The following is a 26,136-nucleotide window of genomic DNA, read 5'->3' on the forward strand; positions in this document are numbered from 1 at the left end:
TCCCTTCACCACATGTTGAGGACGAGGCGCGCCTCGTCGGACATCCGATCCGGCGTCCAGGCCGGATCCCACACCAGATTGACATTGACGACGCCGACGCCCGGGACGCTGGCGATCGCGTTCTCCACCATGGTCGGCAGTTCGCCGGCGGCCGGACAGTTCGGCGTAGTCAGCGTCATCGTCACATCGACGCTGCGGTCGTCCTTGAGGTCGACCTTGTAGATCAGGCCGAGTTCGTAGATGTCAGCCGGAATTTCCGGGTCAAACACCGTCTTCAGCGCGGCAACGATTTCGGTGCCCAGCCGCTCGGTCTCCTCCGGCGGCAGCGCCGAATTGGTTTCCATGTTGGCGGTTTTGACTTCGGCCGTATCACTCATGCGAACAAATCCTGCGCCTTGATCAGCGCCTGTGCCAGATGGTCGACTTCTTCCCGGGTATTATACATCCCGAACGACGCCCGGCAGGTGGCTGTGACATTGAACCGCTCTAAAAGCGGCATCACGCAGTGGGTGCCGGCGCGCACCGCGATTCCCTGCCGGTCAATCACGGTTGCGACGTCGTGGGGATGGGCGCCCTTCATCTCGAAGGAGATCACCGGCCCCTTGCCGCGCGCGGTGCCGATCAGGCGCAGCGAATTGATTTCGCGCAGCCGCTCCTGGGCGTAGTTCAAAAGATCGTGCTCGTGGGCGGCGATGCGCTCCTTGCCGATCGAGTTGACGTAATCGATCGCAGCGCCCAGCCCGATCGCCTCGACGATCGGCGGCGTCCCGGCTTCGAACTTGTGCGGCGGATCGCCATAGGTGACCCAGTCCTTTGCCACCTCGCGGATCATCTCGCCGCCGCCATTATAGGGCCGCATCGCGACCAGGTGCTCATGCTTGGCGTACAGCGCGCCAATCCCGGTCGGACCATAGATCTTGTGGCCGGTGAAGGCATAGAAATCACAATCGAGGTCCTGCACGTCGATCGGTAAATGCACAGCGCCTTGCGCGCCGTCGACCAGCACCAGAATGCCGCGGTCATGAGCGAGCTTCACGACTTCCTTGACCGGGACGAAGGTGCCAAGCGCGTTCGACATCTGAGTGATGGCGACGAGCTTGGTGCGCGGTGTCAGCAGCTTCTCGAACTCCTCGATCAGGAAATTGCCGTCGTCGTCGACCGGCGCCCATTTGATCACGGCGCCATGGCGCTCGCGCAAAAAGTGCCAGGGCACAATGTTGGAGTGGTGCTCCATTATCGAGAGCACGATCTCGTCGCCCTGCTTGATGTTGGGCTCGCCCCAGGAAGATGCCACCAGATTGATGGCCTCCGTGACATTGCGGGTGAAGATAATTTCCTCACTACGCCCTGCGTTAATGAATTTCGCCACCTTCGCGCGGCCGCCCTCGTAAGCCTCCGTCGCGGCATTGGCAAGATAATGCAGACCGCGATGTACGTTGGCGTATTCGCTTCTGTAGGCTTCCGTCATGCGATCGAGCACGGCGGTCGGCTTCTGCGCGGAGGCGGCGTTGTCGAAGTAGACCAGCGGCTTGCCATAGACCTTCATCGCCAGCGCAGGGAAATCCTCCCGCACGCGGGCCACGTCATAGGCGCCATTCTTGACCGCCGGATGCTGGGTCATGCCCGTGCCTCCAGCCAACGCTGCGCGGCGGCGATTGCGAGCTCGCGCAGATCGTCGTTGACGATGGATTCGATGGCCTCACCAACAAAGGCCTGGATCAGCAGCGCCTGGGCCTCCTTCTCGGAGAGGCCGCGGGCGCGCAGGTAGAACAGCAGGCTCTCGTCGAGCGCGCCGGTCGTGGCGCCATGGCCGCAGGTAACGTCATCGGCGAAGATCTCGAGCTCCGGCTTGTTGTCGGCCTCGGCGTCGTCGGACAAAAGCAGTGCCCGCGTCATCATCTTGGCGTCGGTCTTCTGGGCATCGGGACGCACGATGATGCGGCCCTGGAACACCGAATGGCCACGGTCGTCGACCACGGCGCGGAACACCTCGCGGCTGGCACAGTGCGGCACCGCGTGGTCCATGAGCAGCGTGGTGTCGGCGTGCTGGCGGCCGTTGAGCAGGTTGACGCCGTTGGTCTCGACCCGGGAATGTTCTCCCGCGAACGCAATCGTCGCCTGGTAGCGGCTGACGGCAGCGCCCGAGGTTATGCCAAAAGTGTTGAAATGCGCATGGGCGCCGAGCGTGATGACGGCGGAGGAGATGTTGAAGGCCTCGCGGCTGTCCTCGACCAGTCGAACATGATCGAGCCGCGAATTGTCCCCGATCGCTGTTATCAGCGAGTCGTGGGCCTGATAGGTCTTCGCGCCGTCGGCTGCGATGTAGCTCTCGACCAGCGTCACGCCGGCATCCTTGCCGAGACGCAGCAGCGAGCGCGTAAACATCGCCGCGGGCGCAGTGCCGCTCGCGACATGAATGATCTGCAGCGGCTGCTTCAGCACGACGCCGTTGGCAATCTCGATCACCACGCCATCGGTCATCATCGCGCTGTTGAGCGCCACCATCGGATTGGTGTTGTCGGTCGTGAGCAGTTGCGCCTGCAGCGCGGCCTCGCCGGCTTCCAGCACATCCCGCAGGGGACGAACGGTAAGGCCCTTCTCCAGGCCGCCTAGTTCGGAAAGCTTTGGCGCGAACACGCCGTCCACCAGCACCAGCCGGCGCGCGCCCTTGATCGCCTGCAGCTTGACGGCGGAGGCGGCCCGCGTCAGCGCAGCGGCATCTGGCGCAGGCGCCAGCGGCAGCACTTCGCGCATCAGCGCCCGCAGATCGGTGTACTTCCAGTCCTCGATCCGGCGATGCGGCAGGCCTGCGCGCTCATAGGCCTCGAAGGCGGCACTTCGCGCTTCGGCCACCTTGCCGGTGCCGGGCAACCGGTCGCGGGCGATCGCAAAGCTGTCGCTTAGCGCCTGTCCCGTCTCGCTTTTTGCCAAAACCAGGTTCATCACAAATCCGCTTTGCGTCAGGCTGCGTCTTCGAACTGGGTATAGCCGGAAGCTTCGAGCTCCAGCGCCAGATCCTTGCCGCCGCTTTTGACGACCCGGCCCCTCGACATCACGTGTACGAAGTCAGGTATGATGTAGTTCAACAGCCGCTGGTAGTGGGTGATGACGACCATGGCGCGGTCGGGCGAACGCAGCGCGTTGACGCCGTCGGCCGCGATCCTGAGCGCGTCGATATCGAGGCCGGAATCCATCTCATCGAGGATGCAGACGGCAGGCTCGAACAGCGCCATCTGCAATATCTCGTTGCGCTTCTTCTCGCCACCGGAGAAGCCGACATTGACGCCGCGCTTGAGCATGTCCTGCGGGATGTTGAGCGACTTTGCGACCTCGCGGACCTTCTTGAGAAACTCCGGAGAGGTAAGCTGGCTTTCGCCGCGAGCTTTGCGCTGGGCATTCAATGCCGTGTGCAGGAAATTCCAGGTGGTGACACCAGGGATTTCAACCGGATACTGGAACGCCAGGAACACGCCCTTGGCGGCGCGCTCGTCCGGCTCCATCTCCAGGAGGTCCTCACCCCGGAACAGGATTTGTCCATCCGTGACTTCGTAACCCGGCTTGCCGGCGATGACGTGCGACAGCGTGGATTTGCCGGAGCCGTTCGGTCCCATGATCGCGTGGACTTCGCCCGGGTTCACGGTCAGCGTCAGCCCGTGGAGAATTTCGTTATCCTCGACACGAACCTTCAGGTCTTTCACTTCAAGCAATGACATGTCGTTTTTCCATTTTCACCCCTCGTCTTGAGGAGCCCGCCAGGCGCGTCTCGAAGGCGTGGCCACAATCTTTCCTCTCATCCTTCGAGACGGCCGCTGCGCGGCCTCCTCAGGATGAGGTCGCTATCCAACCGATCCTTCGAGCGAGATCGAGATCAGCTTCTGCGCCTCAACTGCGAACTCCATCGGCAGTTGCTGCAGCACGTCCTTCACGAAACCGTTGACCACGAGGCCAACCGCTTCCTCCTGCGAGAGCCCGCGCTGGGTGCAATAGAACAGCACGTCCTCGGAGATCTTTGACGTCGTCGCTTCGTGCTCGAAGGTCGCAGACGAGTTCTTCGCCTCGACGTAAGGCACGGTATGCGCGCCGCATTTGTCGCCGATCAGAAGCGAGTCGCAGGCCGTATAATTGCGTGCGCCGGTCGCCTTGCGATGGGCGGTGACGAGGCCGCGATAGGTATTTTGCGATTTGCCCGCCGCGATTCCCTTGGAGATGATGCGGCTCGACGTGTTCTTGCCAAGATGGAGCATCTTGGTGCCGCTATCGACCTGCTGGTAACCGTTCGAGATCGCGATCGAGTAGAACTCGCCGCGCGAATTGTCGCCGCGCAGGATGCAGCTCGGATATTTCCAGGTGATCGCCGAACCGGTCTCGACCTGGGTCCAGGAAATCTTCGAATGGTTGCCGCGGCAGTCGCCACGCTTGGTGACGAAATTGTAGATGCCGCCCAAGCCTTCGGAATTGCCAGGATACCAGTTCTGCACCGTCGAATATTTGATCTCGGCGTCATCGAGGGCGACGAGTTCGACGACCGCCGCATGCAACTGGTTCTCGTCGCGCTGCGGTGCGGTGCAGCCTTCGAGATAGCTGACGTAGGAGCCCTTGTCGGCGATGATCAGCGTGCGCTCGAACTGGCCGGTGTTGCGCTCGTTGATGCGGAAATAGGTCGACAGCTCCATCGGGCAGCGCACGCCCGGCGGCACATAGACGAACGAGCCGTCGGAGAACACCGCCGAGTTCAGCGTCGCGAAATAATTGTCCGAGGTGGGCACGACCGTGCCGAGATACTTCTTCACCAGTTCGGGGTGTTCGCGGATCGCCTCCGAGATCGGCATGAAGATCACGCCGGCGGCCTTCAGCTCCTTCTGGAAGGTGGTCGCCACCGAAACCGAATCGAACACCGCGTCGACCGCGATCTTGCGGTTGGCCGACGGCTCGCCGCCGGGCGGGGGCTCGACGCCTTCGAGAATGGCGACTTCGCGCAAGGGTATGCCGAGCTTCTCGTAGGTCTTGAGGATTTCGGGATCGATCTCATCGATCGACGACAGCGTCTTCTTCGGCTTCGGCGCCGCGTAGTAATAGATGTCCTGGTAGTCGATCTTGGGATAGTTGACGCGCGCCCAGGTCGGCTCGGTCATGGTCAGCCAGCGGCGATAGGCCTCCAGACGCCATTCCAGCATCCAGGCCGGCTCGTTCTTCTTCGCGGAAATGAAGCGGACGGTGTCTTCCGAGAGACCCTTGGGGGCCTTGTCGGACTCGATCAGCGTCTCAAAACCATATCGATATTGATCGACGTCGATGCGCCGTACGCGCTCGACCGTCTCTTGTACGGCTGGCATTCCATCCTCCGCTCGCGGTTTCAAGGACCGCGGTGGAACAATCGCAAATCAGTGTGACGAAGCGTTTCCGGCGAAACCCGCTTAGAACGGTTCAAGCCGTGTTTCGTCGCCCTCTAAGTAAGGCATCGGCGAGCTTTCGCCAAGCCTCAAGGGCCAAATCAATGTCTGTCTCCGTGGTAGACCAGCCCAGACTGAGCCGCACCGCTCCCTGTGCCAGCTCGCCTTCGAACCCCATGGCGGCCAGAACGTGGGATGGTTGCACCTTGCCCGAGGAACAGGCGGAACCGGACGATACCGAAAATACCGCTGAGATCGAAGCCGATCACTGCCGTCTCGGCCCGAAGCCCGGGAACGGTAAACAGCGTCGTATTGGGCAGGCGCGGCGCATGCTCTGAAAACACAATGATTTCAGGCGTTTGCTTCAGCCCCTTCTCAAGGCGCTCACGCAGGCCCTGCTGCCGGATGGCGCCGGCCGGCAGCTCGGCCATGGCTGCCTTGGTCGCAGCGCCGAAGGCCGCAATACCGGCGACATTCTCGGTTCCCGCCCGGCGGCCCAGCTCCTGGCCACCGCCGCGGAGCAGCGGCTCCAGACCCTGAACCTCTTCGGCCAGGACCAGCGCACCAACCCCCTTGGGGCCGCCGATCTTGTGCGCAGACAGGGTGATTAGGTCGGCCCGTATCGATTTGATATCGAACGGTATTTTGCCGAGTGCCTGGATCGCATCGACATGCAGCAGCCCGCCCGCTTCATGCACGATGTCAGCGACTTCGCCGACCGGCTGAATGGCGCCGGTCTCGTTGTTGGCCAGCATCACCGACACCAGCGCAGGCGGCCCTTCGGCCAGCAGCGTACGCAGATGGGTAAGGTCGACCAAGCCGGCACCCGAGACCTTAATGGCCGCGATCGTGTCCGCCGGAAACCGTCCGCCCGATAGCACCGACGGGTGTTCGATGGCCGACACCACCAGTCGCTGGACCGGCGACCCCGTGCCCCGGCGCAATCCCGGCGCCAGCGCCATAGTATTGGCTTCGGTGCCGCCGGAAGCAAACACCACGTCGTGCGGACGGGCGCCGACGGCCGCCGCGACTGCAGCCCGTGCGTCCTCGACCAGCCGGCGTGCCTGACGCCCTTCGGCATGCACCGAGGACGGATTGCCGGCTAGGTCCCAAGCGGCCGCCATCGCCTGCCTCGCCTCGGGGCGAAGCGGCGTCGTCGCATTCCAATCGAGATAGATGCGGTCGGACATTGTTCTGTATAATATTACCTACATCCGCGGGCGGCCAGCGCGAGGTACGCCGGGTGCCTGCGCAAAGCGCCTTATGGCAATTGGGGATCGTGCCGTCTCATACAATCGCAAGCTGACCCCTTGAACAGCCTTCGAGACGTTCAAGATGCTTGCTTTTTGCCCCTCGCCTCATGCTAGAAGGCCGCAACCAGTTCACGGGAGCGCCCGTTCGCGCATCGCCCAACGACGCATGATCACATTCTTTTCCGCCGGATCACGTCCGTTGCCTAGGGATCATCAATGCCTGAAGTAATTTTCACCGGCCCCGCAGGCCGCCTCGAAGGCCGTTATCATCCGGCCAAGCAGAAGAACGCGCCGATCGCGATGATCCTGCATCCGCATCCGCAGTTCCACGGCACGATGAATCACCAGATCGTCTACCAGTGCTATTACGCGTTTGCGCATCGCGGCTTCTCGGTGCTGCGTTTCAATTTCCGCGGTGTCGGCCGCAGCCAGGGCTCATTCGATCACGGCACCGGCGAGCTCTCGGACGCGGCATCCGCGCTCGATTGGGCGCAGACCATCAATCCCGAAGCACGCGCCTGCTGGGTCGCGGGCTTTTCGTTCGGCGCCTGGATCGGCATGCAGCTCTTGATGCGCCGGCCCGAGGTCGAAGGTTTTATTTCGATCGCGCCGCCCGCCAATCTCTACGACTTCTCCTTCCTCGCACCCTGCCCGTCTTCGGGCCTGATCGTGCACGGCGAGAAGGACGCGGTGGTGCCGCCGAAGGACGTCAATACGCTGGTCGAGAAGTTGAAGACGCAGAAAGGCATCGTGATCGATCAGCAGATCATCCCGGGCGCCAATCATTTCTTCGACGGCAAGCTCGAGCCGCTGATGGAGACGGTGACCGGCTATCTCGACATGCGCCTTGCCAACGTCCGCTGACGTCTGGTCCGTGCCCCGGGCGTGGTGCAACACGAAGTGGTGCACCGCAGAGCCGGGCCTACCCGCCGCGCTAGGCCGCCAATTTCAGCAAATGCGCGTTATGGCGCACCAGGAACGCGTGCAGCAATTGCGGATAGTCGGGACCCACCGCCGTGCGTACGCTCGGCCGCTTCGCCAGCGTCTCTCGCCATGCGCGGACCTTCGGCGTGTCGGCGAACACTGAGAGATCAATCAACTCATCGAACACGTCGAAATAGCGGAAGATCGGCGCGAACACCGCGTCCACTAGGCTGAAGCCCTTGCCCGCGAAAAACGGACCCGTGCCGAGCGTCTTCTCGACCTGTGCAAATTTTGCGGCAACCGCCTGCCGTTTGCTCTCGAAGATCGCGGGATCACCCGTCGTCTCCAGACCCCAGAGCTCGCTCAGAATGGTCGACCCGAACTCCATCCAGGCCCGATGCTGCGCACGCTGAAGCGCATCCTGCGGATGCAGCTTTGCGCCGCCCTGGGTGTCCTCGATGTATTCGCAAATCACGTTGCTTTCGAACAACGCGACCTCCTTGCCGTCGGCACCGGTCACGACGAGCACCGGCACCTTGCCAAGCGGCGAAATCTTCAGGAACCAGTCCGGCTTGTTGGCCAGATCGATGTCGACCCGTTCGAACGGAACGCCCTTTTCGTTCAGCGCGATCACGGCGCGCTGCACATAGGGACAAAGCTTGTGGCTGATCAAAGTGAGCTTCTGCGCCATGACGACCTCCCAACGCGAAGGCCGGCCGGCCTCCGCTCCATGCATCTGCATCTAAATTAGATGCACCTGCATGCAGCCGTCAAGGTCAATGCAATTGCATCAACATATCTTGAACCGCGTCACGGCCGCGCGATGATGCCGCCGGTCATCGGGAGCGGCACCCCGGTCGTGGCGGGGTAGCTCAGCGGTAGGCCTTTCAGGCCTCGCGCCGCCAGAAATCCGAAAGCCTGCGCCTCGATGGCGTCGGAGGCCCAGCCCAGGGTGTCCGCCGCCCGGACGGTCGCAGGCGCCAGACACTCACGCAGCATCCGCAACATAGTGAGGTTGCGGGCGCCGCCGCCGGCCACGATCCAGTTCTTGGGTTCCTTCGGCAACAATGGCACCACCCGGGCGATCGCGGCGACGGTGAAGGCGGTCAGCGTCGCCGCGCCATCCGCGGGCGCCATATCGCCGAGCTTCAGGCCCGCAAAATCGTTGCGATCGAGCGATTTCGGCGGGGGCAGCGAAAAGAACGGCATCTCCAGCGCACGGTTGATCCAGGCCGCATCGACCCTGCCCAGCGCGGCGGTGCGGCCCTCGGTGTCGAAGCGCTGGTTCATGCGGCGGAACATGTGGTCGTCGAGCAGGGCGTTGCCGGGCCCGGTATCGCAGGCGATCAGCGTGTCGCCGTCGATATAGGTGATATTGGCGACCCCGCCGATGTTGACCACGATGGTCGGCCCCTCCCACTCCAGCGATTGGGCGAGCGCGCGGTGATAGACCGGCACAAAGGGCGCGCCCTGCCCACCGGCTTCGACATCGGCAGCGCGGAAATCGTACATGACCGGAATGTGGATCGTCTTGGCGAGCGTCAGCGCATCGCCGATCTGGACCGTCAGCTTTTTCTCTGGCCGGTGCAGCACAGTCTGGCCGTGAAAGCCGACGATGTCGATATCGTCGAAGCGCATCCGGTGTTGCGCGGTAAAGGCGGCCACCGCCTCCGCATGCGCAGATGTGACGACCCGCTCGGCCTCCCGCAGGCAGCCGGGCCGCGCCGTGCGATCGGTCAGGTCGGCGGCCTCGTACAGCGCCTGCCGCAGCAGGCCGCGCTCCGTATCGGTATAGGGCCGGTATCCGGACGGTCCGAGCGCATTCACCCGGCGGCCGTCGGTTTCGATCAAAGCGACATCCACCCCGTCGAGCGAGGTGCCGCTCATCAAACCTAATGCCGTCAACATCATGGTCGATTGTGCCTTTGAAACGCCCTGCTCGATACGTCCCGCCGACGACGACCAGCTTGTGCCAAACACGCACATCTTATAATGCCACAGCGCCCGGCCTTGCGGCAGCCTGTTCCGGCCATGGTTCCGCAACTGGTTACAATTACAGTGAAAATAGAATGATCAAAGCGCTCGCCCATGACCAAATTTAAATCAGATTTTCTGAACATTTTGCAGGAGCGCGGCTTCATCCACCAATGCTCCGATTTCGAGGGCCTCGACGCGCTGGCCGCCAAGGGCCAGGCGACCGCCTATGTCGGCTACGACTGCACCGCGCCGTCGCTCCATATCGGCAATTACCTCACCATGATGATGCTGCACTGGCTGCAGCAGAGCGGCAACAAGCCGATCACCCTGATGGGCGGCGGCACCACCATGGTCGGCGACCCCTCCGGCAAGGACGAAACGCGCGCGATCCGCTCGATCGAGGAAATCGAGGCCAACAAGGCCTCGATCCGTGGCGTGTTCGCGAAGGTGCTGCGGTACGGCGACGGCCCGAGCGATGCGATCATGCTCGATAATGCCGAATGGCTGACGAAATTGAACTGGATCGAGATGCTGCGCGACATCGGCCGGCATTTCTCGGTCAACCGCATGCTGACGATGGATTCGGTCAGGCTCCGGCTCGAGCGCGAGCAGGAGATGAGTTTCATCGAGTTCAACTACATGGTCTGCCAGGCCTATGACTTCGTCGAGCTTGCGCGGCGCACCGGCTGCCGGCTGCAGATGGGCGGCTCCGATCAATGGGGCAACATCGTCAACGGCGTCGATCTCGGCCGCCGCATGGGCACGCCGCAATTGTTCGCGCTGACCACGCCGCTGCTCACGACCGCGTCGGGCGCCAAGATGGGCAAGACCGCGCAGGGCGCGGTGTGGCTCAACGCCGACCAGTTCTCGCCTTACGACTTCTGGCAATATTGGCGCAACGCCGAGGATGCCGACGTCGTGAAATTTCTAAAGCTGTTCACGACCCTGCCGATGAGCGAGATTGAGAAGCTCGCGGCATTGCAAGGCGGCGAGATCAACGAGGCCAAGAAGGTGCTGGCGACGGAGGCGACCGCGCTGTTGCATGGCCGCGACGCCGCGAACACCGCCGCCGAAACCGCCCGGCAAACGTTCGAGCAAGGCGCGATCGCGGAGAACCTGCCCACAGTGGAGGTTTCGCGCGGCGAGCTCGAAGCCGGCGCGGCCGTGCTGGGGCTGTTCGTGAAAGCGGGTCTCGTGACCTCGAATGGCGAGGCACGGCGCCAGATCAAGGGCGGTGGCTTGCGCGTCAATGATGCCGCGGTGACCGACGACAAGATGGTGCTCACACCGTCCAACCTCACCCCGGAAGGCGTCATCAAACTTTCCATGGGGAAGAAAAAGCACGTCCTGCTCAAGCCGGCCTAGAGCATGATCCGGAAAGTGGATACCAGTTTTCCCCTCGGGACAAACGCGCAGCGTTTGCCCGGAGATCATGCTCAAACAAAGAATCTAGCTCGGCCTTGCATAGGCGCATTCACTTTTTGACGCTTGCGGGCATCAGCGGAAACGCGCTCCCTGCGTCTTATGGAAGAAAAGACGCCAGAGGGAGACGCGACAGCCAAGCCGCTCAAGCCGGGGCGCGTGGCGCTCAACGTACTGGCGCTGTGCTTCACGCTGGCGCTGCTTGGCCGTGGCCTCGGCGAGAGCTTTACGGTTTTCCTCAAACCGATCTCGGAGAATTTCGGCTGGGACCGCGCGGAAGTGGTTTCGGTCTATTCGCTGACATGGCTGGCGGGCGGGCTAACGGCGCCGGTGGTGGGGCGGCTGTTCGACCGCTACGGCCCCCGCGCTGTCTATTCGCTGGGACTGCTGCTGCTCGGCGGAGCGTTCCTGGTGGCGTCACGCGCGCAGGCGCTGTGGCAATTCCAGTTGAGCGTCGGCGTCTCCGTCGGGATCGGCATCGCCTTCATCGGCAACGTACCGAACTCCATCCTGCTCGGCCGCTGGTTCGGCCGGCGATTGCCTACCGCGATGGCGGTGGTCTATTCCGCCGCCGGAGCGGGCGTCCTGGTGCTGCTGCCGGCATCGCAGCTTCTGATCGATCACATCGGCTGGCGCGGCGCCTACCAGACGTTCGGTATCATTGCGCTCTGCCTGCTGCCGCCGTTGTTGCTGCTGCCATGGCGGCTGTTCTCCACGGGCTCGCCGCACATCGCGAAAAAGGCCGATCCCGATTTTGTCGACGGCGGCTGGACGCTCGGCAGCGCGATGCGTCACCACGCGTTCTGGGCGCTGTTTTCGACCTTCTTCTTTACGGCCGTCGGGATGTATGCGCTTGCGGCGCAGATCGTCGCCTATCTGATCGATGCCGGCTTCCCGCCGCTGCAGGCCGCAACCGCCTGGGGCTTTTCCGGCGTCGTGCTGCTGTTCGGCATGCTGGGCGTGACCCAACTCGATGCAATGTTCGGACGACGACCATCAGTGCTGCTCAGCTACGCTATTTCGATCGTCGGCATCATCCTGCTCTGGCTGCTGCAGTTCTATCCGAACTTCTGGCTGCTCGGCGCCTTCGTCGTAACCTTCGGCAGCATGATCGGCTCGCGCGGCCCGCTGATCACGTCAACCGCAATGAATATCTTTCGCGGCGAACGGGTCGGTACCATCTACGGCACGATCTCGATCGGCAGCGGCCTTGGCTCGGGACTCGGCGCCTGGGCCGGCGGCCTGATCCACGACTGGACCCACAGCTACAACCCCGTGATCGCATTCGCGCTGGTGGCCGTCGTGCTCGGAATGATTCCGTTCCTGGTCGTGCCGGCGCTGCGGCGGTAGCTACGTCCCGGCCTGCTTGCCAGGGCTCCTCCTTGTTGCTGCGATCGTTTCAAGCAGCCAGCTCTTGAATGAGAGCATCGCGGCGGTCGGTCGCCGGGAGTGCAACGACGTGATCCAATAATCGCCGAGCGCGACTTCGACCTTGAAAGGACGTACCAGCCGCCGCTGCCGGATCTCGTCCTGAAACAATCGCGCCGGCAACAGCGCAACGCCGAAACCGCGCGCCGCTACACTGGCGATCGTGATCGATGAATCGAATACCATTCCCTTGAGGACCGGACTCTGCAGTCCCGCAGCGGTAAACCATCGCGGCCATTCCTCCTGTCGGTAGGAACGCAGCAGCACCTCGCGCTTGAGATCGGCCGGCCGGCTCAGCCTGCGAGCCAGCGAAGGCGCGCAGCATGGGGTAAATGGCGCTGCCATCAAGTGGGTCGCCTCGGTGCCGTGCCAAAGGCCATCGCCAAACCTGATCGCGTAATCGAGGCCTTCACCCGCGATGTCGATACGATTGTTGTTGGTGAACAGGCGCAAATCGATCCGTGGATAGGCCTTCCTGAAGGCATCGAGCCGCGGCAGCAGCCAGCCCGAAGCGAAGGTACCGACCACACCGACCGCGATGACGTCCTGGTAGTGGCCGTCGTCAAAACGATTGAGCGTTTCGGTGAGCCGGCCGAAGGCCTCGACAATGCTCGGCAGCAGCAACTGTCCTTCATCGGTGAGCGCAACGCCGCGGGGCAGCCGGCGAAACAACTGTACGCCAAGCCGGTTCTCCAGCACTTTCACATGCTGGCTGACGGCCGCCTGTGTAACCCGAAGCTCCAGGCCAGCACGGGTGAAACTGAGATGGCGCGCCGTCGCTTCAAAGGCCCGTAGCGCATTGAGCGGAAGGTGCGAAAGCTTCATCCGGCGCCGCATTGCTCGTCCCTAGTTTTTCTTATGCCTGCCCGCAGAACTCATCGTTTGTCAAGACAGCGACCGATCGGCACCTTCCTGCGCGCAGCAAGGAGGGATTCCTGGTGATCACGAGAAGACAGTTCCAGCTTGGATGCGGTGCAGCGCTGATAACGACTGCTTTGAGCGCCCGGCAAGCGATACGCGCATCGACCGCAAATCAACGACTGATCGACGAGATCAAGCGTCTGGAGAGCGAGAGCGGCGGCCGGCTCGGTGTTTGTGTCCTCGACACAGCAACGAACACTCGTCATGCCCACCGGGGCGATGAGCGCTTTCCGATGTGCAGCACCTTCAAGATGCTGGCAGCCGCCGCGATCCTGGCGCGGGTGGATGCCGGCAAGGAACAATTGACGCGGCGCGTAACCTTCGACGCATCCGCACTCATCGTGTACTCACCCGTAACCGAGAAGCGCGTCGGCGGCGACGGCATGACGCTCGCTGAAATTTGCGAAGCGGCGGTGACGCTGAGCGACAACACGGCCGGCAATCTGCTGCTGGCCAGCATCGGCGGACCGCCGGGGCTGACGGCCTTCGTGCGGAGCCTGGGCGACCAAGTCACGCGGCTAGACCGGGATGAGCCTTCGCTCAACGAGGCTTTGCCCGACGATCCCCGCGATACCACGACACCGAATGCGATGGCTTCGAATCTGCAAGCGCTGATCCTTGGGACCAAAGCGCTGTCGGCAACATCGCGCGAGCAACTGACGGCATGGTTGGTCGCCAACAAGACCGGCGACGCGCGACTCCGTGCAGGTTTTGCGAAAGACTGGCGCGTCGGCGACAAGACCGGTACTGGTGCCCGAGGCACAAACAATGACGTTGCTGTGACCTGGCCACCCGGCAAAGCGCCCATCGTGATCACCGCCTATCTGACTGGCGCCACCGTTTCTGCCGCGCAGCAAAACGCCACTTTGGCTTCGGTCGCGCGGGCGGTCTCGGCCATGGCATCTGGCTAGGTGCCGAATGCACGCAGCAACTGGCGGATTATCGGTAGCAACCATTATCCTGTGCTTTGCAGTGCCGAGCTCGACTCGATCAATCGCGTCGAACGATATATTTGCCGACCGTCCGGCATTTTCCGAAGCAGAGCAGCCTGCGCGGAGGCCAGCCGACTGCAAGGATGTCAGGCGGATGGCGGACGGTATTCCAGAACTCGACTACCGGATCGATCTCTCGGTGGTCGGTAATCTCACAGCGGTGCAGACGGATCAAGTCTTGTGGTATCTCGTGCTGTGCTCACCGCCGGATATCAGGATCATGTGCGTGACCTACCAATCCAACGGCCTAGCGGTCGGCGACAGGGTTATCGCGAGAGGCGGATATCGACGACGCGACGTCGACCATGTCCTGCTGGATCCATGTCTGGCACCAGAGCAGTGATTTCTACCGAGAGAAAGCTTCCCATCCCGAAGCTTCCATTCGATCATCCACCAACCTGCGGCGATGCCTGACTAATTATTCGGCGGCAGTTCGATCGGGGTGTTGTTCTGCTTGCCGGTGTTGAACTCGAAGATCTTGCGCAGCACGCCGGGCATCACGGCCGAAATCGGATTGACGCGCAGCACGGGCTGGCCAGGCGTGCCGACCACCTCATAGGTCACGCCGATCAGCCCCTCATTGCTGCCGCCACCGAGGAACAGGCCGAGCACGGGAATCTGACCGAACATGTTGTTCAATCCGTACATCGGAACGAAGGTGCCGCTCATGCGCACGGCATTGCCGACATAGTCGATGCTGCCTTCGATGGTCGCGCCGATGATCGGACCCTTCACGACACCATCGCGGATCGTGAGCTGTCCGCTCTGCCGAGTGAACTCGGCGCGCAGTGCCGTAAAGGAAATGCCGTTCTGAACGCCGGCCGCTCCGCCCGCGGCGGCGCGCTCCAGTGCGGCCTCACCCTTGACGGAGAAATCGCGGACGTTGATCAGACCGTCCTTGGCACTGGGTTCAACCGTCGGCGGCTCCATCGCAAGCGAGAGCTGACCGCCGACCATTTTCGAGTAGGTGTCGGTGAAGCGGAAGAAAGCACCCGCATCGTTGGTCTGCAGGATGATGATGTCGCGTCCCTGTCCCTGCCCGCGGCCGCGCAGATCGGCGGTCACCGGCGTGTCGCGCCCGACCTTGCCGGAGAGCGTGAAATTTTTGACGATGCCGTTGCGGCGGGAGAATTTGCTGTCGACGCTGCGCAACGCCTCGCCGTTGAAGCCGGCGACCGCGCCGAGCTTGACGTCGACATCGAGATCGATGTTCCTCGACTTGCTCTTGGGGTCGGCTTCCTTGCCCGAGATCGCCGATTTGAGGAAACCGCGGCCGTCGAACACGTCGCCGCGCATCGTGACCTTCACGACGCCATCGGTGCCGCGCTCGGCCTTCAACGTCGTCTTGTCGCCGTCCGACGGCGCGTAGGTCGGGAAGTTCGCGTTCAACAGATCGCCATTCTGGTCGACTTCCAGCGATCCCTTGATCGAAACGCCGCCGCCTTCGACCACGATGTCCTGGAACAGCGTCGACTGCTCCTTCTTCACGACATTGAACGTCGCCTTGCCCGACTTGCCGGGCACTTTGACCCACCCCGGCAGGATGTTGTCGAGCCGCAGCGAGGTCAGATCGGCTTCGATGCCGACGCGGCTGTCGTTCTCGCCGATCTTGCCGACCACCTTGATCGGGATCGAGCCGCTCACGGCGGGTCCGAAATCGATCCCGAGGCGCGCGCGGCTGGCATCATCCAATGTCGCCTGCAGCCTGATATCGGCGTCGCCCTCGCTCGGCTTGCGATAGTCCAGCGAAGCCGGTTGCCCGTTGATCTTGACGTCGCCCTTGACCTGGTAGCCCGCGTTATTGGCGAGCACCTTGAGCGTACTGGATTCCAGCTTCTGGTTCATCACGAGCTTGTCGGCGGCAAACCCGGCCAGATCGGCAATCACGGTGTAGGTGGTGTCGGCCTTGGTCATCGAGCCCTTGACCGGCATGCCAAGCGTGATGACGGCGGCAACGTTTCCCTTGCTGGCGTTCGGATCGATCAGCGTGCCGGAGAGATCGCTGATGCGGTCGGACGCCAGAATCTCGGCCGCTGCCGGCACGGACGCATCGACCCTGAACTTCACCCGCGAGGGCGACGGCTTCGGCGCCATGTCCGGCACCTCGAAGGTGAAATCGGAAATGTTGATCTTGCGGCCGCCGGGTGTGTCGGCAATTCCCTGCCCGATCGTCACCGTCGCTGTTCGCCCGGTAACGCGCGCTTTCAAATCCGCATCGCGGACCGCGGGCATGTCGTCGACCGGACGCGCGGTAACTCCGGAGGCGACGATGTTGACGGCCAGACCATCGTCGGGAATCGGCGGTCCCTTGCGCGACAGATTGCGCACCGGCGAGTTGACGCCGACCTCGATGCGCTGGAGCGTGCCGCGCTCGATCCGCTCGATCACCCATTCGCGCACTTCGGGCACGATCAGGATCGGCCACATCCGCTTCAGGGCTGACGCCGACATCGGCGTTCCAGCGAAACCGAGCTGGAGCCGCGCCTCGTTCGCATAGTCGATGCTGCCGGTGCCGGCGATGCCGATCTCGCCGTTGCTGATATCGGCCTGGGTGAGCAGCACGCGCTTGCGGTCGGTGTCGAACTTCAGCCCGATCGCGATCCGGTTGAAGATCAGCGGCGGTTCGTTGTCGGTGCCGGCCAACAGGATGGTGCCGCCGCTAAGGCCGGCCTGCCATTCGGTGGTCGCGCCGTTCGGCGGCTCGAGATGGCCGAGCAACGTAATCCGGTTCGAACCGGAAATGACCTTGAAGGGTGCGACCAGCACGCGCCGTCCGGCATCCCATTCGACGCTCATCTCCGCCGAATCGATCGGCATCGGATAGTCAGGCGTATCGCTGTCGATGAGGTTCCCGGCGCCGGCGGTGATCTTGCCGCGGAAATAGGTCGGCAGACCGTCGCGGCCCAGTTCGCCCTTCAGCTCGCCGGAAAGCGGCAGCTCGGCGCTGTAGGTTAGGTCCTTGACCCGCATTGCAAGCAGGATGTTGGCGGCGGGCACCTTGTCGGCGCGAAGATCGACCGACCGCACGCCGTTCTGCTGTGGTCCGACTACGACTTTGAGCGACCAGGGACGCGCACCTTGCTCGCCAAGGCTCACCGCAACCCCGCCGCTGCTCGGCCGGCGCATGCTGAGGCTGATATTCTCGAACGTCCATTTGTTGCCGCGCTGCTGGTCGTCGACGATGAGATTGCCGTTCTTGAGGCCGATCTCGTTCAGGTTCTGCCCATCGAGGCCGGTCAGGCTGAGGCTGTCGAGCCAGTCAAGGCCGGCCAGCAATCCGTTCTGCGTGGTATCGGGAGCCGTCGCAGCAGCACCCTGCGGCGGCGCAGGCGCCTGGCGAGGGAATGTTGGGGCTATGCCGGCATCGCGCTTGGAAGCAACGCCGGTCGCCAGCGGCTTGGCGGTGTCGCCGGCAGACACCGTCACCTGGCCGTCCGGCGTGATTCGCACCGAAAGTTCGGCATCGACCAGATTGAGGCTCTCGGCGCGCAGCCGTCCCATCACCAGCGCCATGCCCGATAGTTTCACCTCGGCCTTCGGCGCGGTCGCGACGACGATCTGGTCACGGTCGCGGACCACGATGTCGCGGATGCGCACCGCGATTCGAATCCGTCCGGCCCGCTCGATCTGTGTACCGCCGACCTCGACTGTGTTGCCATGGCCGATATTGTCTTCGATCGCGGCCGCCAGCCACGGCGTCGCGACGTCGAGGTTGATCGGCCCGGCGCCGAGCCGCCACCACAGACCGCCGAAACAACCGGTGAAGATCACCGCCAGCACGGCGATCACGATCGCCAGGCGCTTGACCCAGCGCTCGCCGGTCATCTGCTGCAGCGCTGAGAACTTGTCGCCGAACCGGTGGAATCGGGAATTGGAGCGCGACAACAGCCGTCGCGCACGATAGCCCGCCGCCTCGTCCTGCTCCCAGCCCGCAGCGTCATCCCATTGCTGGGCCTCGGCACGCGGATTCGACCCCTTGGGCGAAGTATTCTTAGCCATTGCCTCTCGGTGCCGGCGCTGAGGTTGATCGCCGCCAAGGGCACGCTCTTCGATCGGTATCGAGCGTTCCTGTGCCGGCATCGCTGCCATTCCTCGATTAATACTGTTACTCGTGGTCGGGCCCAAGGATTGATTGGGCGGTCCCATCGACGAGCGGACGGGGGTAGCGTCGAATTCCTTGTAACCATACTCCGGGGTCATCAAACTTGCCCAGCAGCCGGAGCGAATCCGACGGTCAAAGGCGAGACCCGCAATACCCTAATGGTTGATCTGCGGAAAGCGACGAAAGGAAGGCGTATGTCCAAGAAAACGCGCAAGAAATCCTCCATGCCATCCCCCAAGAACCGCAAGACTTCCGCCGCAAAACCGGCCGCGGCCAAGACTGCCGCCAAGACCGCCCGCCGCAGCACGCCGGCATCGACCAAAAAGCCTGCCGCCAAGGTAGCCAACAAGGCCGCCAAAACCGCCACCAAGGCGGCCGCCAAGAAGCCGGCCAAGAAACCGGCAAAGACGGCCAAGAGCGCTTCAGCCAAAGCGTCGCACAAGCCGACATCGAAACAGTTAATAAAATCCAATCTATCGGATACGCCCAAGCCGGTTGCCGGAACCGGACTGGTCGAAGGCGCCATGGCGCTCCCCTTCAAGCTTCCGCGGGACGGCGGCGGCAGTGTTTCGCTGGCAGATTATGCCGGCAGGAAACTGGTGCTGTTTTTCTATCCCCGCGCCGACACGCCCGGCTGCACCCGGGAGGCGATCGACTTCACGCGGCTCGATAGCGCGTTTGCCGATGCGGGCGCGGTGGTGCTCGGGATATCGGCCGACACCGTAAAGGCCCAGGAATCCTTCCGGAACAAGCACCAGCTCTCGGTTCCTCTGATCTCGGACGAGCAACATGAGATGCTTGAGGCCTATGGCGCCTGGGGCGAAAAATCGATGTACGGCAGGACCTTCATGGGGATCATTCGAACGACGGTTCTGATCGGCGCCGACGGACGGATCGCCAAAATCTGGCGCAATGTGCGGGTCGACGGCCATGCCGACGAGGTGTTGGCCGCCGTCCGCGGCATGTGATCGGCAGGTTCCATTTCCCAAAAATTAACCATGAATGGGTCAAATCGGCACGCAAATTGAGCCGAACGGAGCTGATTTCCGACCGGCGCGGGAGTGCCGATGTCGTACCGTTCCGGTCATTATGCCGATCACCACCATCCCCACGATCATGGCCGGACGCCGCCCCGCCGTCCGGCACCCCATGCCGCAAAAGCTGCAGCGCTAGACGGTGACGGCTACACCATCGTCCATGCCGGCAGGCAGGTCAGGCTCGGCCCGGTCGTGTTCTGGATCGTCGTCGGCACGATCGTGCTGCTTGGCATGTGGTCGGCGGCCACCGCCACGTATTTCGCGTTTCGCGATGATGTCCTGACCCGGCTGATCGCCCGGCAGGCCGAGATGCAATACGCCTATGAAGACCGCATCGCGGAGCTGCGCGCCAAGGTCGACCGCACGACCAGCCGCCAGTTGCTCGATCAGGAACAGTTCGACCAGAAGCTCGACCAGATCATGCGCCGCCAGACCGCGCTCGAGTCGCGCGCCACTGCCCTTGGCGCGATGCCGGATATCGCGGCGACCGGTTCGATTCGGCCTCCGCCGCGCGGCGCGGCCGCGGAGACGCCCGCTTCCGGCAGCCTAAAACCCTCCCCGATCAGCGACACCGTGATCTTCGTAGCGCCGCCAGATCGCGAGGCCCGGCTGGAATCGCGCGCGCCCGCCGTCGCCAAGCCGCAGCCAAACCAGTTCGCCAAGGTTCAGGGTGTCGACAATGTCCTGGTCCGCCTGCAGACCTCGCTGGATTCCGTCGAGCGGCGGCAGATGGCGGCCTTGAGCTCGGTCGAAGACAGCATGGAGTCGCGGCTGCGCCGCATGCGTGGCGTGTTCACCGATCTCGGCCTCAATATGGCGCAGCTCGAAGCCGCAACGCCGCGCTCGGCCATTGGTGGCCCGTTCGTGCCGTTGAAGCTGCCGGCGGATGCCGGTGCGTTCGAACGCCAGCTCAACCGGATCAACCTCACCCGTGCCCAGATGCAGCGCCTCAACGCGACGCTCGCGCTGGTGCCCTACCGCAAACCCGTCGTCGGCGAGGTCGAATTCACCTCGGGCTTCGGCGTTCGCAGCGATCCATTCCTCGGCCGGCCCGCGATGCATACCGGCCTCGATTTCCGCGCCGCCAGCGGCGATCCGGTGCGCGTCACCGCGAACGGCAAGGTCGTATCGTCGGGATGGATGGGTGGTTACGGTCGCATGGTGGAGGTCGATCACGGCAACGGCCTGTCGACCCGCTACGGCCATCTGTCGGAGATTCACGTCAGGGTCGGCGACTTCGTCAAGATCGGCCAGGTCATCGGCGCCGTCGGCTCAACCGGCCGCTCCACCGGTCCGCATCTGCACTATGAAACGCGGATTGACGGTGACGCCGTCGATCCGCAGAAATTCCTGCGCGCGGGCGTGCGGCTCAGCTCGGGCTAACATCGCGCCGTCAGAACTGGCGTGCTCGCTTGTTGATCGCGCGCGGAATTACTTCCTTTATTCTCCCTCCGCCCATTCTACCGTCACGTAAAACGGAACCGCGCGCCCGCGTCGGTGAATTTTTTTGGTCCCCGTGTCGGATCGTATGGGGGCCAGGCGTCCTTGTGGCAGAGACTGAGCGAACCCAACCAAATCCCGCAATATACTCCGCTCAGTAATGGAGAAGATAACGTCATGTCCCAAGGCAATACCGTTCGTTTGCATCGTGTCCTCGCCACCAAGCCGGAGAAGGTTTTTCGCGCCTTCCTCGATGCGGATGCCATGGCCAAGTGGCTGCCGCCCTACGGCTTCACCTGCAAGGTCCACCAATTCGAGGCGAAGGTTGGCGGCACGTTCAGGATGTCGTTCACGAATTTCACCACGAACGCCGGCCATTCGTTCGGCGGAGAATATCTGGAGATCGTGCCCAACGAGCGGATCCGCTACACCGATCGTTTCGACGATCCCAATTTGCCTGGCGTTATTGAGGTTACCGTGACCCTGAAAGCGGTTTCGGTCGGAACCGAGATCAACATCGAACAGACAAACTTGCCGACGGTGATCCCGGTCGAAGGCTGCTATCTCGGCTGGCAACAATCGCTTGCCCAGCTCGCGTTGCTCGTGGAGCCGGATATTCCGGGATAGTGACGGTCGAGGAGAGGCACCACGCGGTGGTGCCTCATCCTCCAGTACCCGACCTCGCCGGCATGATGTCGCCGAATACTTCCCATAGCTCGCCGTTGTCTCGCAAGCCGCTTCAGCGCTTGCAAGGATACACCTATTCCTTATGCCGAAATGGCATTGTTGCCCGGCGCCAATTGTGATTGATGCGGGCTGCAGGCATGACCTTGCGCGATGGCGAGGCCCAGAGGTTGGACTAAGGCTTGAAACCGAACACACGAATTGGTCCGCGACGCCCAAAACTCGCGGCGGGTGGATTTCGCTTTGCGCGCTGGCTCGCTGCAAAGACCATGCGTGCTGCGGGATTTCATCAGCTTGGCTCTGAATTCGCCGATGCGCGGATCGCGCATGTGCGCGACAAGCTCGCGCGGGGCGAGGCGGTCTATCTCGCGGGCCTCGGCGCGCCCGGCACGCACAATTCAGGGCTGGCGCTGGTCGAGGTGACGCAGGCGGATGGGCCACGGCTGATCGTCAACAACGAGGAAGAACGCTTTTCCGGCAACAAGCACACCACCGAATATCCGAGGCTGTCGATCGACGCGGCGGTAGGAACGCTGCGCGGCATGGGCCGCGACATCGGCGACATCGATGCCTGGCTCACGAGCTGGGATTACCCGACGCTCGCCGGTACGCTGGCGCGCTCGGTGCTCGAGGAATTGCCGCAGAGCCTAAAACTCGTACGCACCACCGAGGCCACGGGCTTCGACGGCCGCCGCCTCGACCAGATGACGCGGACGCCAAAAATCCTCGCGCGCCAGCTTGGGCTTGCCGAGCGGGTGCCGCTGATCTGCCTGCCGCATCACGACAACCATGCATGGTTTTCGTACGCCGCCTCGCCGTTCGCCGACGATACCGCGCCGACCGCGATTGCGGTGCTCGACGGCACCGGCGATCAGGGCTCGATCTCGCTCTATGTGGTCGAGAACGACGCGATGCGTCGGCTCTACTGCAACGACAGCATGTTCGATTCACTCGGTGCATTCTACAGCGTGATCTCGTCAACACAGGGCGGCTGGACCTGGCTGTCCAGCGAGGGCCGCTACATGGGCGCTGCCGCCTGGGGCAATATGGACCGCGCCAGCAATCCCTATTACACGCGGCTGCGCGACGTTCTGCATTTCGGGGCGAACGGCGATATCAGGCTCAATCGCGCGCTGGCCAACTGGTACTGCGACCCGTTCGACCATCCCTACAAGGAAGCACTCACAAAAATTCTCGGCGAACCGCTTAAGGGAGACCAGCTCTGGAATCCGGATGCGGTGCTGCGTGTCGAGGACATCCACCACCGTCCCGATACCAAGGACCGTCTCGACAAGGCGGCCGCGACGCAACTGGTGTTCGAGGACGCCATGATCCACGTCGTCGATCATTTGTTGCGCACGACCGGCGCCAACCGGCTGGTGCTGACCGGCGGCGTCGCGCTGAACGCGGTCGGCAATATGCGGCTGCTCGAACATTTCGACGAAGCGTGGTTCGCGGGCGCGCAGCGGCGCAACGCGCGGCTGCATCTGTGGGTGCCGCCGGTGCCCGGCGATCCCGGCGTCACCATCGGTGCCGCCTGGCTGTTCGCGCATCTGGCGGGCGCTCCGCGCGGCGCGCCGATGACGCACGCCTTCTATTGCGGCACGCCGCCCTCGCAAGGCGACATCGTCCACGCCGTTGCGGCCGATGACATCACCTCGCAAAGGATCGGCGATATATCGACGCCTGAAGGCCTTGAAGCGATCGCCGACCTGATGGCGTTGATGGTCGCCCAAAACGGCGTGATCGCGCTGTATCAGGGCGCGGCCGAGACCGGTCCCCGTGCGCTCGGCCATCGCTCGATCCTCGCCAATCCCTGCGATCCGGCGGTGCGCGAGCTGCTCAACGCGCGCGTCAAATACCGCGAGGCCATTCGCCCGCTGGCGCCGATGGCAACGCTGGAAGCTGCGAAAGAATACTTCGAACTGCTGCCCGGCGCTGCGGATGCCGATTACAACGCCTATAACTACATGGTGCTGACAGCGCATTCGAAGCCGCATGCGCGCGAAAAAATCCCGGCGGTCATCCACGCCGACGGCACCGGCCGCATCCAGATCGTGCGCGCCGGCGACGATCCCCTCACCTATGCCTACTTAAAGGCGCTCGGCCGCCATATCGGCGTCGAGCTGTCCGTCAACACCTCCTTCAATGTCGCAGGACCGATCGCGCAGACCCCGCAGCAGGCGATCGATACGCTGCGCCGTTCCAAGGGGCTCGATGTCGTGGTGCTGGTGGCCGGCGACGGCACCGTCACCGCAGCCTGGCACGGCGGCGAGCGCGACAGCGGAAGGTTCAAAAGCTGGCTTGCCGACTGGAAGAAGACATCAGCTTCCAGTCAGCTTACGCGATAATTCGCTTGTTCCTTGAGATCGGGTGATCCGCCGGCTCAGAGATCGACGCGTTCGCTCGCAACCGCCTTGCGTTCCGCCATGTTGAACCGGCCGCTATAGATTGGGCGCTCACCGGTCGTCGGACCAGGATATTGGACGATGAATATCTCCCCGCCCGTTTCGGTGCGGAATTCACCCTCAAAGTGCGGGTCGGGATGGAACAGCACCGTTCCCGGACCATGCAGCGTTCCGTCGATTGAAAACTCGCCTTTCAGGATATGCCAGACCTGTGCGAAGCCATGATAGTGCTCGGGATGATAAGCGCCGGGTTCAAGCCGCAGAATTCCCGCATTCGGTTCGGTCGGGCGTTCCGGTCGCGGATGAAAAAGCATTTTGCCTGTCTCACCCGGCCAGCGGATCGTCTCCCATTCGACTTCGTCGAAATGGCGCGCCTCGTAAGGCTTGTGGTCCTTCCGCGACGCTTCGCGCGCGGTCGTCAATCCCGCATTTGCGGCCGCGGTATCGGGAATCTCCTTGCTCCTGACGCTCATTTCGCTCTCCCTTTTGCAGTTTTCTCTCGTTCGCCTTTCCTGCCCGCAATATCGCTCCACCACTCGACCGCGATGGCCGACTGATTTTCGATTGATGTCACCATCAGGAGGCGCGCACTGCCGGACCCGCGCGCCCACGCCATATGCGGTACGTCTGAGCGCAGATGAATCGAATCACCGCGTTCCAGCGCGATAGTTTCGTCGCCCACCTGAAATTCGACGCTGCCTTCGAGGACAAAGCACATTTCTTCGCCGGGATGCGCGACCAGCGTCGGCTTGCGCGGTTTTGCCGATAATTCGAGCAGGAAACTTTCCAGCCGCTGCTCGCCCACGCCCGAAGCGAGTTTGCGCCAGGCATAGTTTGCATCAGCGCCCTTCGATGGAACGGCATCGATTGACCGCACCACGCGATACGCACGCGTCCGGTCCTCTCCTTCGATGTCGGCGAACAATTCGGCCGGCCGCACCTGAAGGACGCCGGCAATCTCCAGCAGATTACCGATCGAACACGCGATCAGTCCGCGCTCGATCCGCGAGAGAAATGTCACTGATAGCCCGACCATTCCGGCGAGTTCATCGAGCGTCAAACTGCGCGCCGAACGGGCCCTGCGAATGACGGCTCCAATTGCGGCAAGGCGCGCCGCCTCGCGGGCGCGCCGGCCAGCTTCTGCCGAAACCACGCTGCTCTCCCGCTTTGCTTATAAGGCAAATCGTATTGCTATATAGGCAAATGTCAAGCCGGCTCGCGTCGCCTGCGCGAGCGATTAACGCTCGAGAAACTTCAGACCGCGGCCGTCAATCAACAGCAGCGCGCTCCCGATCACCAGTGCGCCCGCGATTTCACGCGGCAAAATCTGCTCGCCGAGCACGAGCGAGCCGAGCAGGATGGCCGTAACAGGCACAAGCAGCGTCACCAGCATGACGTTGGTGGCGCCGGAACGCCGCAGCACCTGGAAGAAAACGATATAGGCCAGCGCCGTCGACAAGCCGGCAAGACCGAACACCGCGAGCCATGTCACCGTATCAGGCATTGGCAATTGCCAGGGACGCTCGAAAATGCCGGCGACGACAGTCATCATCAGGCTCGATGCCATCAATTGAAACGTGGCGGTGGCAAGCGGCGGCGAATCCGATAGCGCGCGCCGCGCTATCAGCGCGGAGATGCCGTAGCTCAGCGCCGCCGCGAGACACAAGAGGACGCCGAGCCCCTGCCCGCTGGCAAAGCCTACTCCGCTGCCGCGAAGGATCACGACGCCGACAAGGCCTGTGATCACGCCGGCCACACGCCTGATGATGAGCTTCTCCTCGCCCGCCGCCGCCATCACCGCCACCGTGAACAGCGGCGTGGTGGCATTGAGGATCGAAGCCAGCCCGCTCGGGACGTACATCTGTCCGGTGACGATCAGCGAGAACGGCAGCACATTGTTGAACAAGGCGACGAGGAAGAACGGCCGCCAGCCCATCCACCCCTTCGGAAACGGCAGTCGTTGTGCGCACAGCACCGGCAGCAGGATCATGGCGGCCAGCAGCACGCGCAACAGCACGAGCGTGAACGGCGGCAGCTCGCGTAGCACCACGCCGTTGAAGAAGAACGATCCGCCCCACAGGATCGAGAGCAGGCCGAGCAGCGACCAGTCGCGGGCGTCGATCCGGTTGTCGTTGGCGGTCATGGCTGCTCAAATCGA

General features: G+C 63.0%; 21 protein-coding genes and 1 pseudogene. 9 read left to right on the top strand and 13 right to left on the bottom strand.

Annotation, left to right across the window (positions count from 1 at the left end; translation table 11 throughout):
• Positions 1–5 precede the first annotated feature (5 nt).
• From V1278_RS23375 to V1278_RS23400, 6 genes and pseudogenes are all read right to left on the bottom strand, one after another.
• On the bottom strand, positions 6–377 hold the full coding sequence (locus tag V1278_RS23375; RefSeq protein WP_028346267.1) for an SUF system Fe-S cluster assembly protein: 372 nt from the start codon (positions 375–377) through the stop codon (positions 6–8).
• The gene (locus V1278_RS23380) at positions 374–1,621 is read right to left on the bottom strand and encodes a cysteine desulfurase (protein WP_213288637.1); all 1,248 of its coding nucleotides are present in this window, start codon (positions 1,619–1,621) and stop codon (positions 374–376) included. Before V1278_RS23380 ends, V1278_RS23375 begins: the two co-directional genes overlap by 4 nt.
• The gene (sufD, locus tag V1278_RS23385; protein WP_334382326.1) at positions 1,618–2,943 is read right to left on the bottom strand and encodes a Fe-S cluster assembly protein SufD; all 1,326 of its coding nucleotides are present in this window, start codon (positions 2,941–2,943) and stop codon (positions 1,618–1,620) included. Before sufD ends, V1278_RS23380 begins: the two co-directional genes overlap by 4 nt.
• 17 nt (positions 2,944–2,960) lie before the next feature.
• Positions 2,961–3,713 carry a Fe-S cluster assembly ATPase SufC gene (gene sufC, locus V1278_RS23390; protein ID WP_334368757.1) on the bottom strand — a complete coding sequence of 251 codons (753 nt, stop codon included), beginning with the start codon at positions 3,711–3,713 and terminating at the stop codon, positions 2,961–2,963.
• Positions 3,714–3,836: 123 nt separating this feature from the next.
• Positions 3,837–5,333: a Fe-S cluster assembly protein SufB gene (sufB, locus tag V1278_RS23395; protein ID WP_334368756.1), complete on the bottom strand. Its 1,497-nt coding sequence runs from the start codon at positions 5,331–5,333 to the stop codon at positions 3,837–3,839.
• Positions 5,334–5,424: 91 nt separating this feature from the next.
• A pseudogene (locus V1278_RS23400) lies at positions 5,425–6,580 on the bottom strand (cysteine desulfurase family protein).
• 279 nt (positions 6,581–6,859) lie between these two features.
• Here V1278_RS23400 and V1278_RS23405 point away from each other — a divergent pair.
• Positions 6,860–7,507, top strand: coding sequence for an alpha/beta hydrolase (locus tag V1278_RS23405; protein ID WP_025589847.1), 648 nt, complete (start codon positions 6,860–6,862; stop codon positions 7,505–7,507).
• Positions 7,508–7,577: 70 nt separating this feature from the next.
• Here the strand turns inward: V1278_RS23405 and V1278_RS23410 are convergent, their stop codons facing one another.
• Both V1278_RS23410 and V1278_RS23415 read right to left on the bottom strand, forming a co-directional pair.
• Positions 7,578–8,258 (bottom strand): glutathione S-transferase family protein, encoded by a 681-nt coding sequence (locus V1278_RS23410; protein WP_334382327.1) that lies wholly within the window; start codon positions 8,256–8,258, stop codon positions 7,578–7,580.
• 119 nt (positions 8,259–8,377) lie between these two features.
• Positions 8,378–9,478, bottom strand: a complete 1,101-nt coding sequence (locus V1278_RS23415) for an anhydro-N-acetylmuramic acid kinase (protein WP_334384241.1) — start codon at positions 9,476–9,478, stop codon at positions 8,378–8,380.
• A 177-nt stretch (positions 9,479–9,655) separates the two neighbouring features.
• Between V1278_RS23415 and tyrS the strand changes: the two genes are divergently transcribed.
• Together tyrS and V1278_RS23425 are read left to right on the top strand one after the other, a co-directional pair.
• Positions 9,656–10,909, top strand: a complete 1,254-nt coding sequence (tyrS, locus tag V1278_RS23420; protein ID WP_334382328.1) for a tyrosine--tRNA ligase — start codon at positions 9,656–9,658, stop codon at positions 10,907–10,909.
• A 159-nt stretch (positions 10,910–11,068) separates the two neighbouring features.
• Positions 11,069–12,316 (top strand): MFS transporter, encoded by a 1,248-nt coding sequence (locus V1278_RS23425; RefSeq protein WP_334382329.1) that lies wholly within the window; start codon positions 11,069–11,071, stop codon positions 12,314–12,316.
• Here the strand turns inward: V1278_RS23425 and V1278_RS23430 are convergent, their stop codons facing one another.
• Positions 12,317–13,219, bottom strand: a complete 903-nt coding sequence (locus V1278_RS23430) for a LysR family transcriptional regulator (RefSeq protein WP_334382330.1) — start codon at positions 13,217–13,219, stop codon at positions 12,317–12,319.
• Between the two features lie 110 nt (positions 13,220–13,329).
• On the opposite strand from V1278_RS23430, the gene bla reads away from it, so the two are divergent.
• Together bla and V1278_RS23440 are read left to right on the top strand one after the other, a co-directional pair.
• Complete coding sequence (bla, locus tag V1278_RS23435; protein WP_442893829.1) at positions 13,330–14,226, top strand: class A beta-lactamase; 897 nt, start codon at positions 13,330–13,332, stop codon at positions 14,224–14,226.
• Positions 14,227–14,401: 175 nt separating this feature from the next.
• Positions 14,402–14,650, top strand: a complete 249-nt coding sequence (locus tag V1278_RS23440; protein ID WP_334382331.1) for a hypothetical protein — start codon at positions 14,402–14,404, stop codon at positions 14,648–14,650.
• Positions 14,651–14,721: 71 nt separating this feature from the next.
• On the opposite strand, the gene V1278_RS23445 is transcribed toward V1278_RS23440, so the two are convergent.
• Positions 14,722–18,387 (bottom strand): YhdP family protein, encoded by a 3,666-nt coding sequence (locus V1278_RS23445; protein WP_334382332.1) that lies wholly within the window; start codon positions 18,385–18,387, stop codon positions 14,722–14,724.
• Between the two features lie 216 nt (positions 18,388–18,603).
• Between V1278_RS23445 and V1278_RS23450 the strand changes: the two genes are divergently transcribed.
• From V1278_RS23450 to V1278_RS23465, 4 genes are all read left to right on the top strand, one after another.
• On the top strand, positions 18,604–19,377 hold the full coding sequence (locus V1278_RS23450; RefSeq protein ID WP_334368748.1) for a peroxiredoxin: 774 nt from the start codon (positions 18,604–18,606) through the stop codon (positions 19,375–19,377).
• A 99-nt stretch (positions 19,378–19,476) separates the two neighbouring features.
• A complete protein-coding gene (locus tag V1278_RS23455; protein WP_334382333.1) occupies positions 19,477–20,829 on the top strand; it encodes a peptidoglycan DD-metalloendopeptidase family protein in 1,353 nt (450 codons plus the stop codon).
• A gap of 234 nt (positions 20,830–21,063) precedes the next feature.
• Entirely contained in the window at positions 21,064–21,513 is a 450-nt protein-coding gene (locus V1278_RS23460) for an SRPBCC family protein (RefSeq protein ID WP_334368746.1), read from the top strand.
• Between the two features lie 239 nt (positions 21,514–21,752).
• Complete coding sequence (locus V1278_RS23465; protein ID WP_334382334.1) at positions 21,753–23,921, top strand: carbamoyltransferase C-terminal domain-containing protein; 2,169 nt, start codon at positions 21,753–21,755, stop codon at positions 23,919–23,921.
• Positions 23,922–23,956: 35 nt separating this feature from the next.
• Here the strand turns inward: V1278_RS23465 and V1278_RS23470 are convergent, their stop codons facing one another.
• The 3 genes from V1278_RS23470 to V1278_RS23480 form a co-directional block, all read right to left on the bottom strand.
• Entirely contained in the window at positions 23,957–24,451 is a 495-nt protein-coding gene (locus V1278_RS23470; protein WP_334382335.1) for a cupin domain-containing protein, read from the bottom strand.
• On the bottom strand, positions 24,448–25,131 hold the full coding sequence (locus V1278_RS23475; RefSeq protein WP_334382336.1) for a helix-turn-helix domain-containing protein: 684 nt from the start codon (positions 25,129–25,131) through the stop codon (positions 24,448–24,450). The genes V1278_RS23470 and V1278_RS23475 overlap by 4 nt, the downstream gene beginning before the upstream one ends.
• A gap of 84 nt (positions 25,132–25,215) precedes the next feature.
• On the bottom strand, positions 25,216–26,121 hold the full coding sequence (locus V1278_RS23480; protein ID WP_334382337.1) for a DMT family transporter: 906 nt from the start codon (positions 26,119–26,121) through the stop codon (positions 25,216–25,218).
• Positions 26,122–26,136: the final 15 nt, after the last annotated feature.

Source organism: Bradyrhizobium sp. AZCC 1577 (assembly GCF_036924575.1).
Taxonomy (GTDB): Bacteria; Pseudomonadota; Alphaproteobacteria; order Rhizobiales; family Xanthobacteraceae; genus Bradyrhizobium.

Bases quoted from the DNA above. Each gene is read 5' to 3' on its own strand.
- V1278_RS23375 (WP_028346267.1), bottom strand. From the start codon at position 377: ATGAGTGATACGGCCGAAGTCAAAACCGCCAACATGGAAACCAATTCG.
- V1278_RS23380 (WP_213288637.1), bottom strand. From the start codon at position 1,621: ATGACCCAGCATCCGGCGGTCAAGAATGGCGCCTATGACGTGGCCCGC.
- sufD (WP_334382326.1), bottom strand. From the start codon at position 2,943: ATGAACCTGGTTTTGGCAAAAAGCGAGACGGGACAGGCGCTAAGCGAC.
- sufC (WP_334368757.1), bottom strand. From the start codon at position 3,713: ATGTCATTGCTTGAAGTGAAAGACCTGAAGGTTCGTGTCGAGGATAAC.
- sufB (WP_334368756.1), bottom strand. From the start codon at position 5,333: ATGCCAGCCGTACAAGAGACGGTCGAGCGCGTACGGCGCATCGACGTC.
- V1278_RS23405 (WP_025589847.1), top strand. From the start codon at position 6,860: ATGCCTGAAGTAATTTTCACCGGCCCCGCAGGCCGCCTCGAAGGCCGT.
- V1278_RS23410 (WP_334382327.1), bottom strand. From the start codon at position 8,258: ATGGCGCAGAAGCTCACTTTGATCAGCCACAAGCTTTGTCCCTATGTG.
- V1278_RS23415 (WP_334384241.1), bottom strand. From the start codon at position 9,478: ATGATGTTGACGGCATTAGGTTTGATGAGCGGCACCTCGCTCGACGGG.
- tyrS (WP_334382328.1), top strand. From the start codon at position 9,656: ATGACCAAATTTAAATCAGATTTTCTGAACATTTTGCAGGAGCGCGGC.
- V1278_RS23425 (WP_334382329.1), top strand. From the start codon at position 11,069: ATGGAAGAAAAGACGCCAGAGGGAGACGCGACAGCCAAGCCGCTCAAG.
- V1278_RS23430 (WP_334382330.1), bottom strand. From the start codon at position 13,219: ATGAAGCTTTCGCACCTTCCGCTCAATGCGCTACGGGCCTTTGAAGCG.
- V1278_RS23440 (WP_334382331.1), top strand. From the start codon at position 14,402: ATGGCGGACGGTATTCCAGAACTCGACTACCGGATCGATCTCTCGGTG.
- V1278_RS23445 (WP_334382332.1), bottom strand. From the start codon at position 18,387: ATGCCGGCACAGGAACGCTCGATACCGATCGAAGAGCGTGCCCTTGGC.
- V1278_RS23450 (WP_334368748.1), top strand. From the start codon at position 18,604: ATGTCCAAGAAAACGCGCAAGAAATCCTCCATGCCATCCCCCAAGAAC.
- V1278_RS23455 (WP_334382333.1), top strand. From the start codon at position 19,477: ATGTCGTACCGTTCCGGTCATTATGCCGATCACCACCATCCCCACGAT.
- V1278_RS23460 (WP_334368746.1), top strand. From the start codon at position 21,064: ATGTCCCAAGGCAATACCGTTCGTTTGCATCGTGTCCTCGCCACCAAG.
- V1278_RS23470 (WP_334382335.1), bottom strand. From the start codon at position 24,451: ATGAGCGTCAGGAGCAAGGAGATTCCCGATACCGCGGCCGCAAATGCG.
- V1278_RS23480 (WP_334382337.1), bottom strand. From the start codon at position 26,121: ATGACCGCCAACGACAACCGGATCGACGCCCGCGACTGGTCGCTGCTC.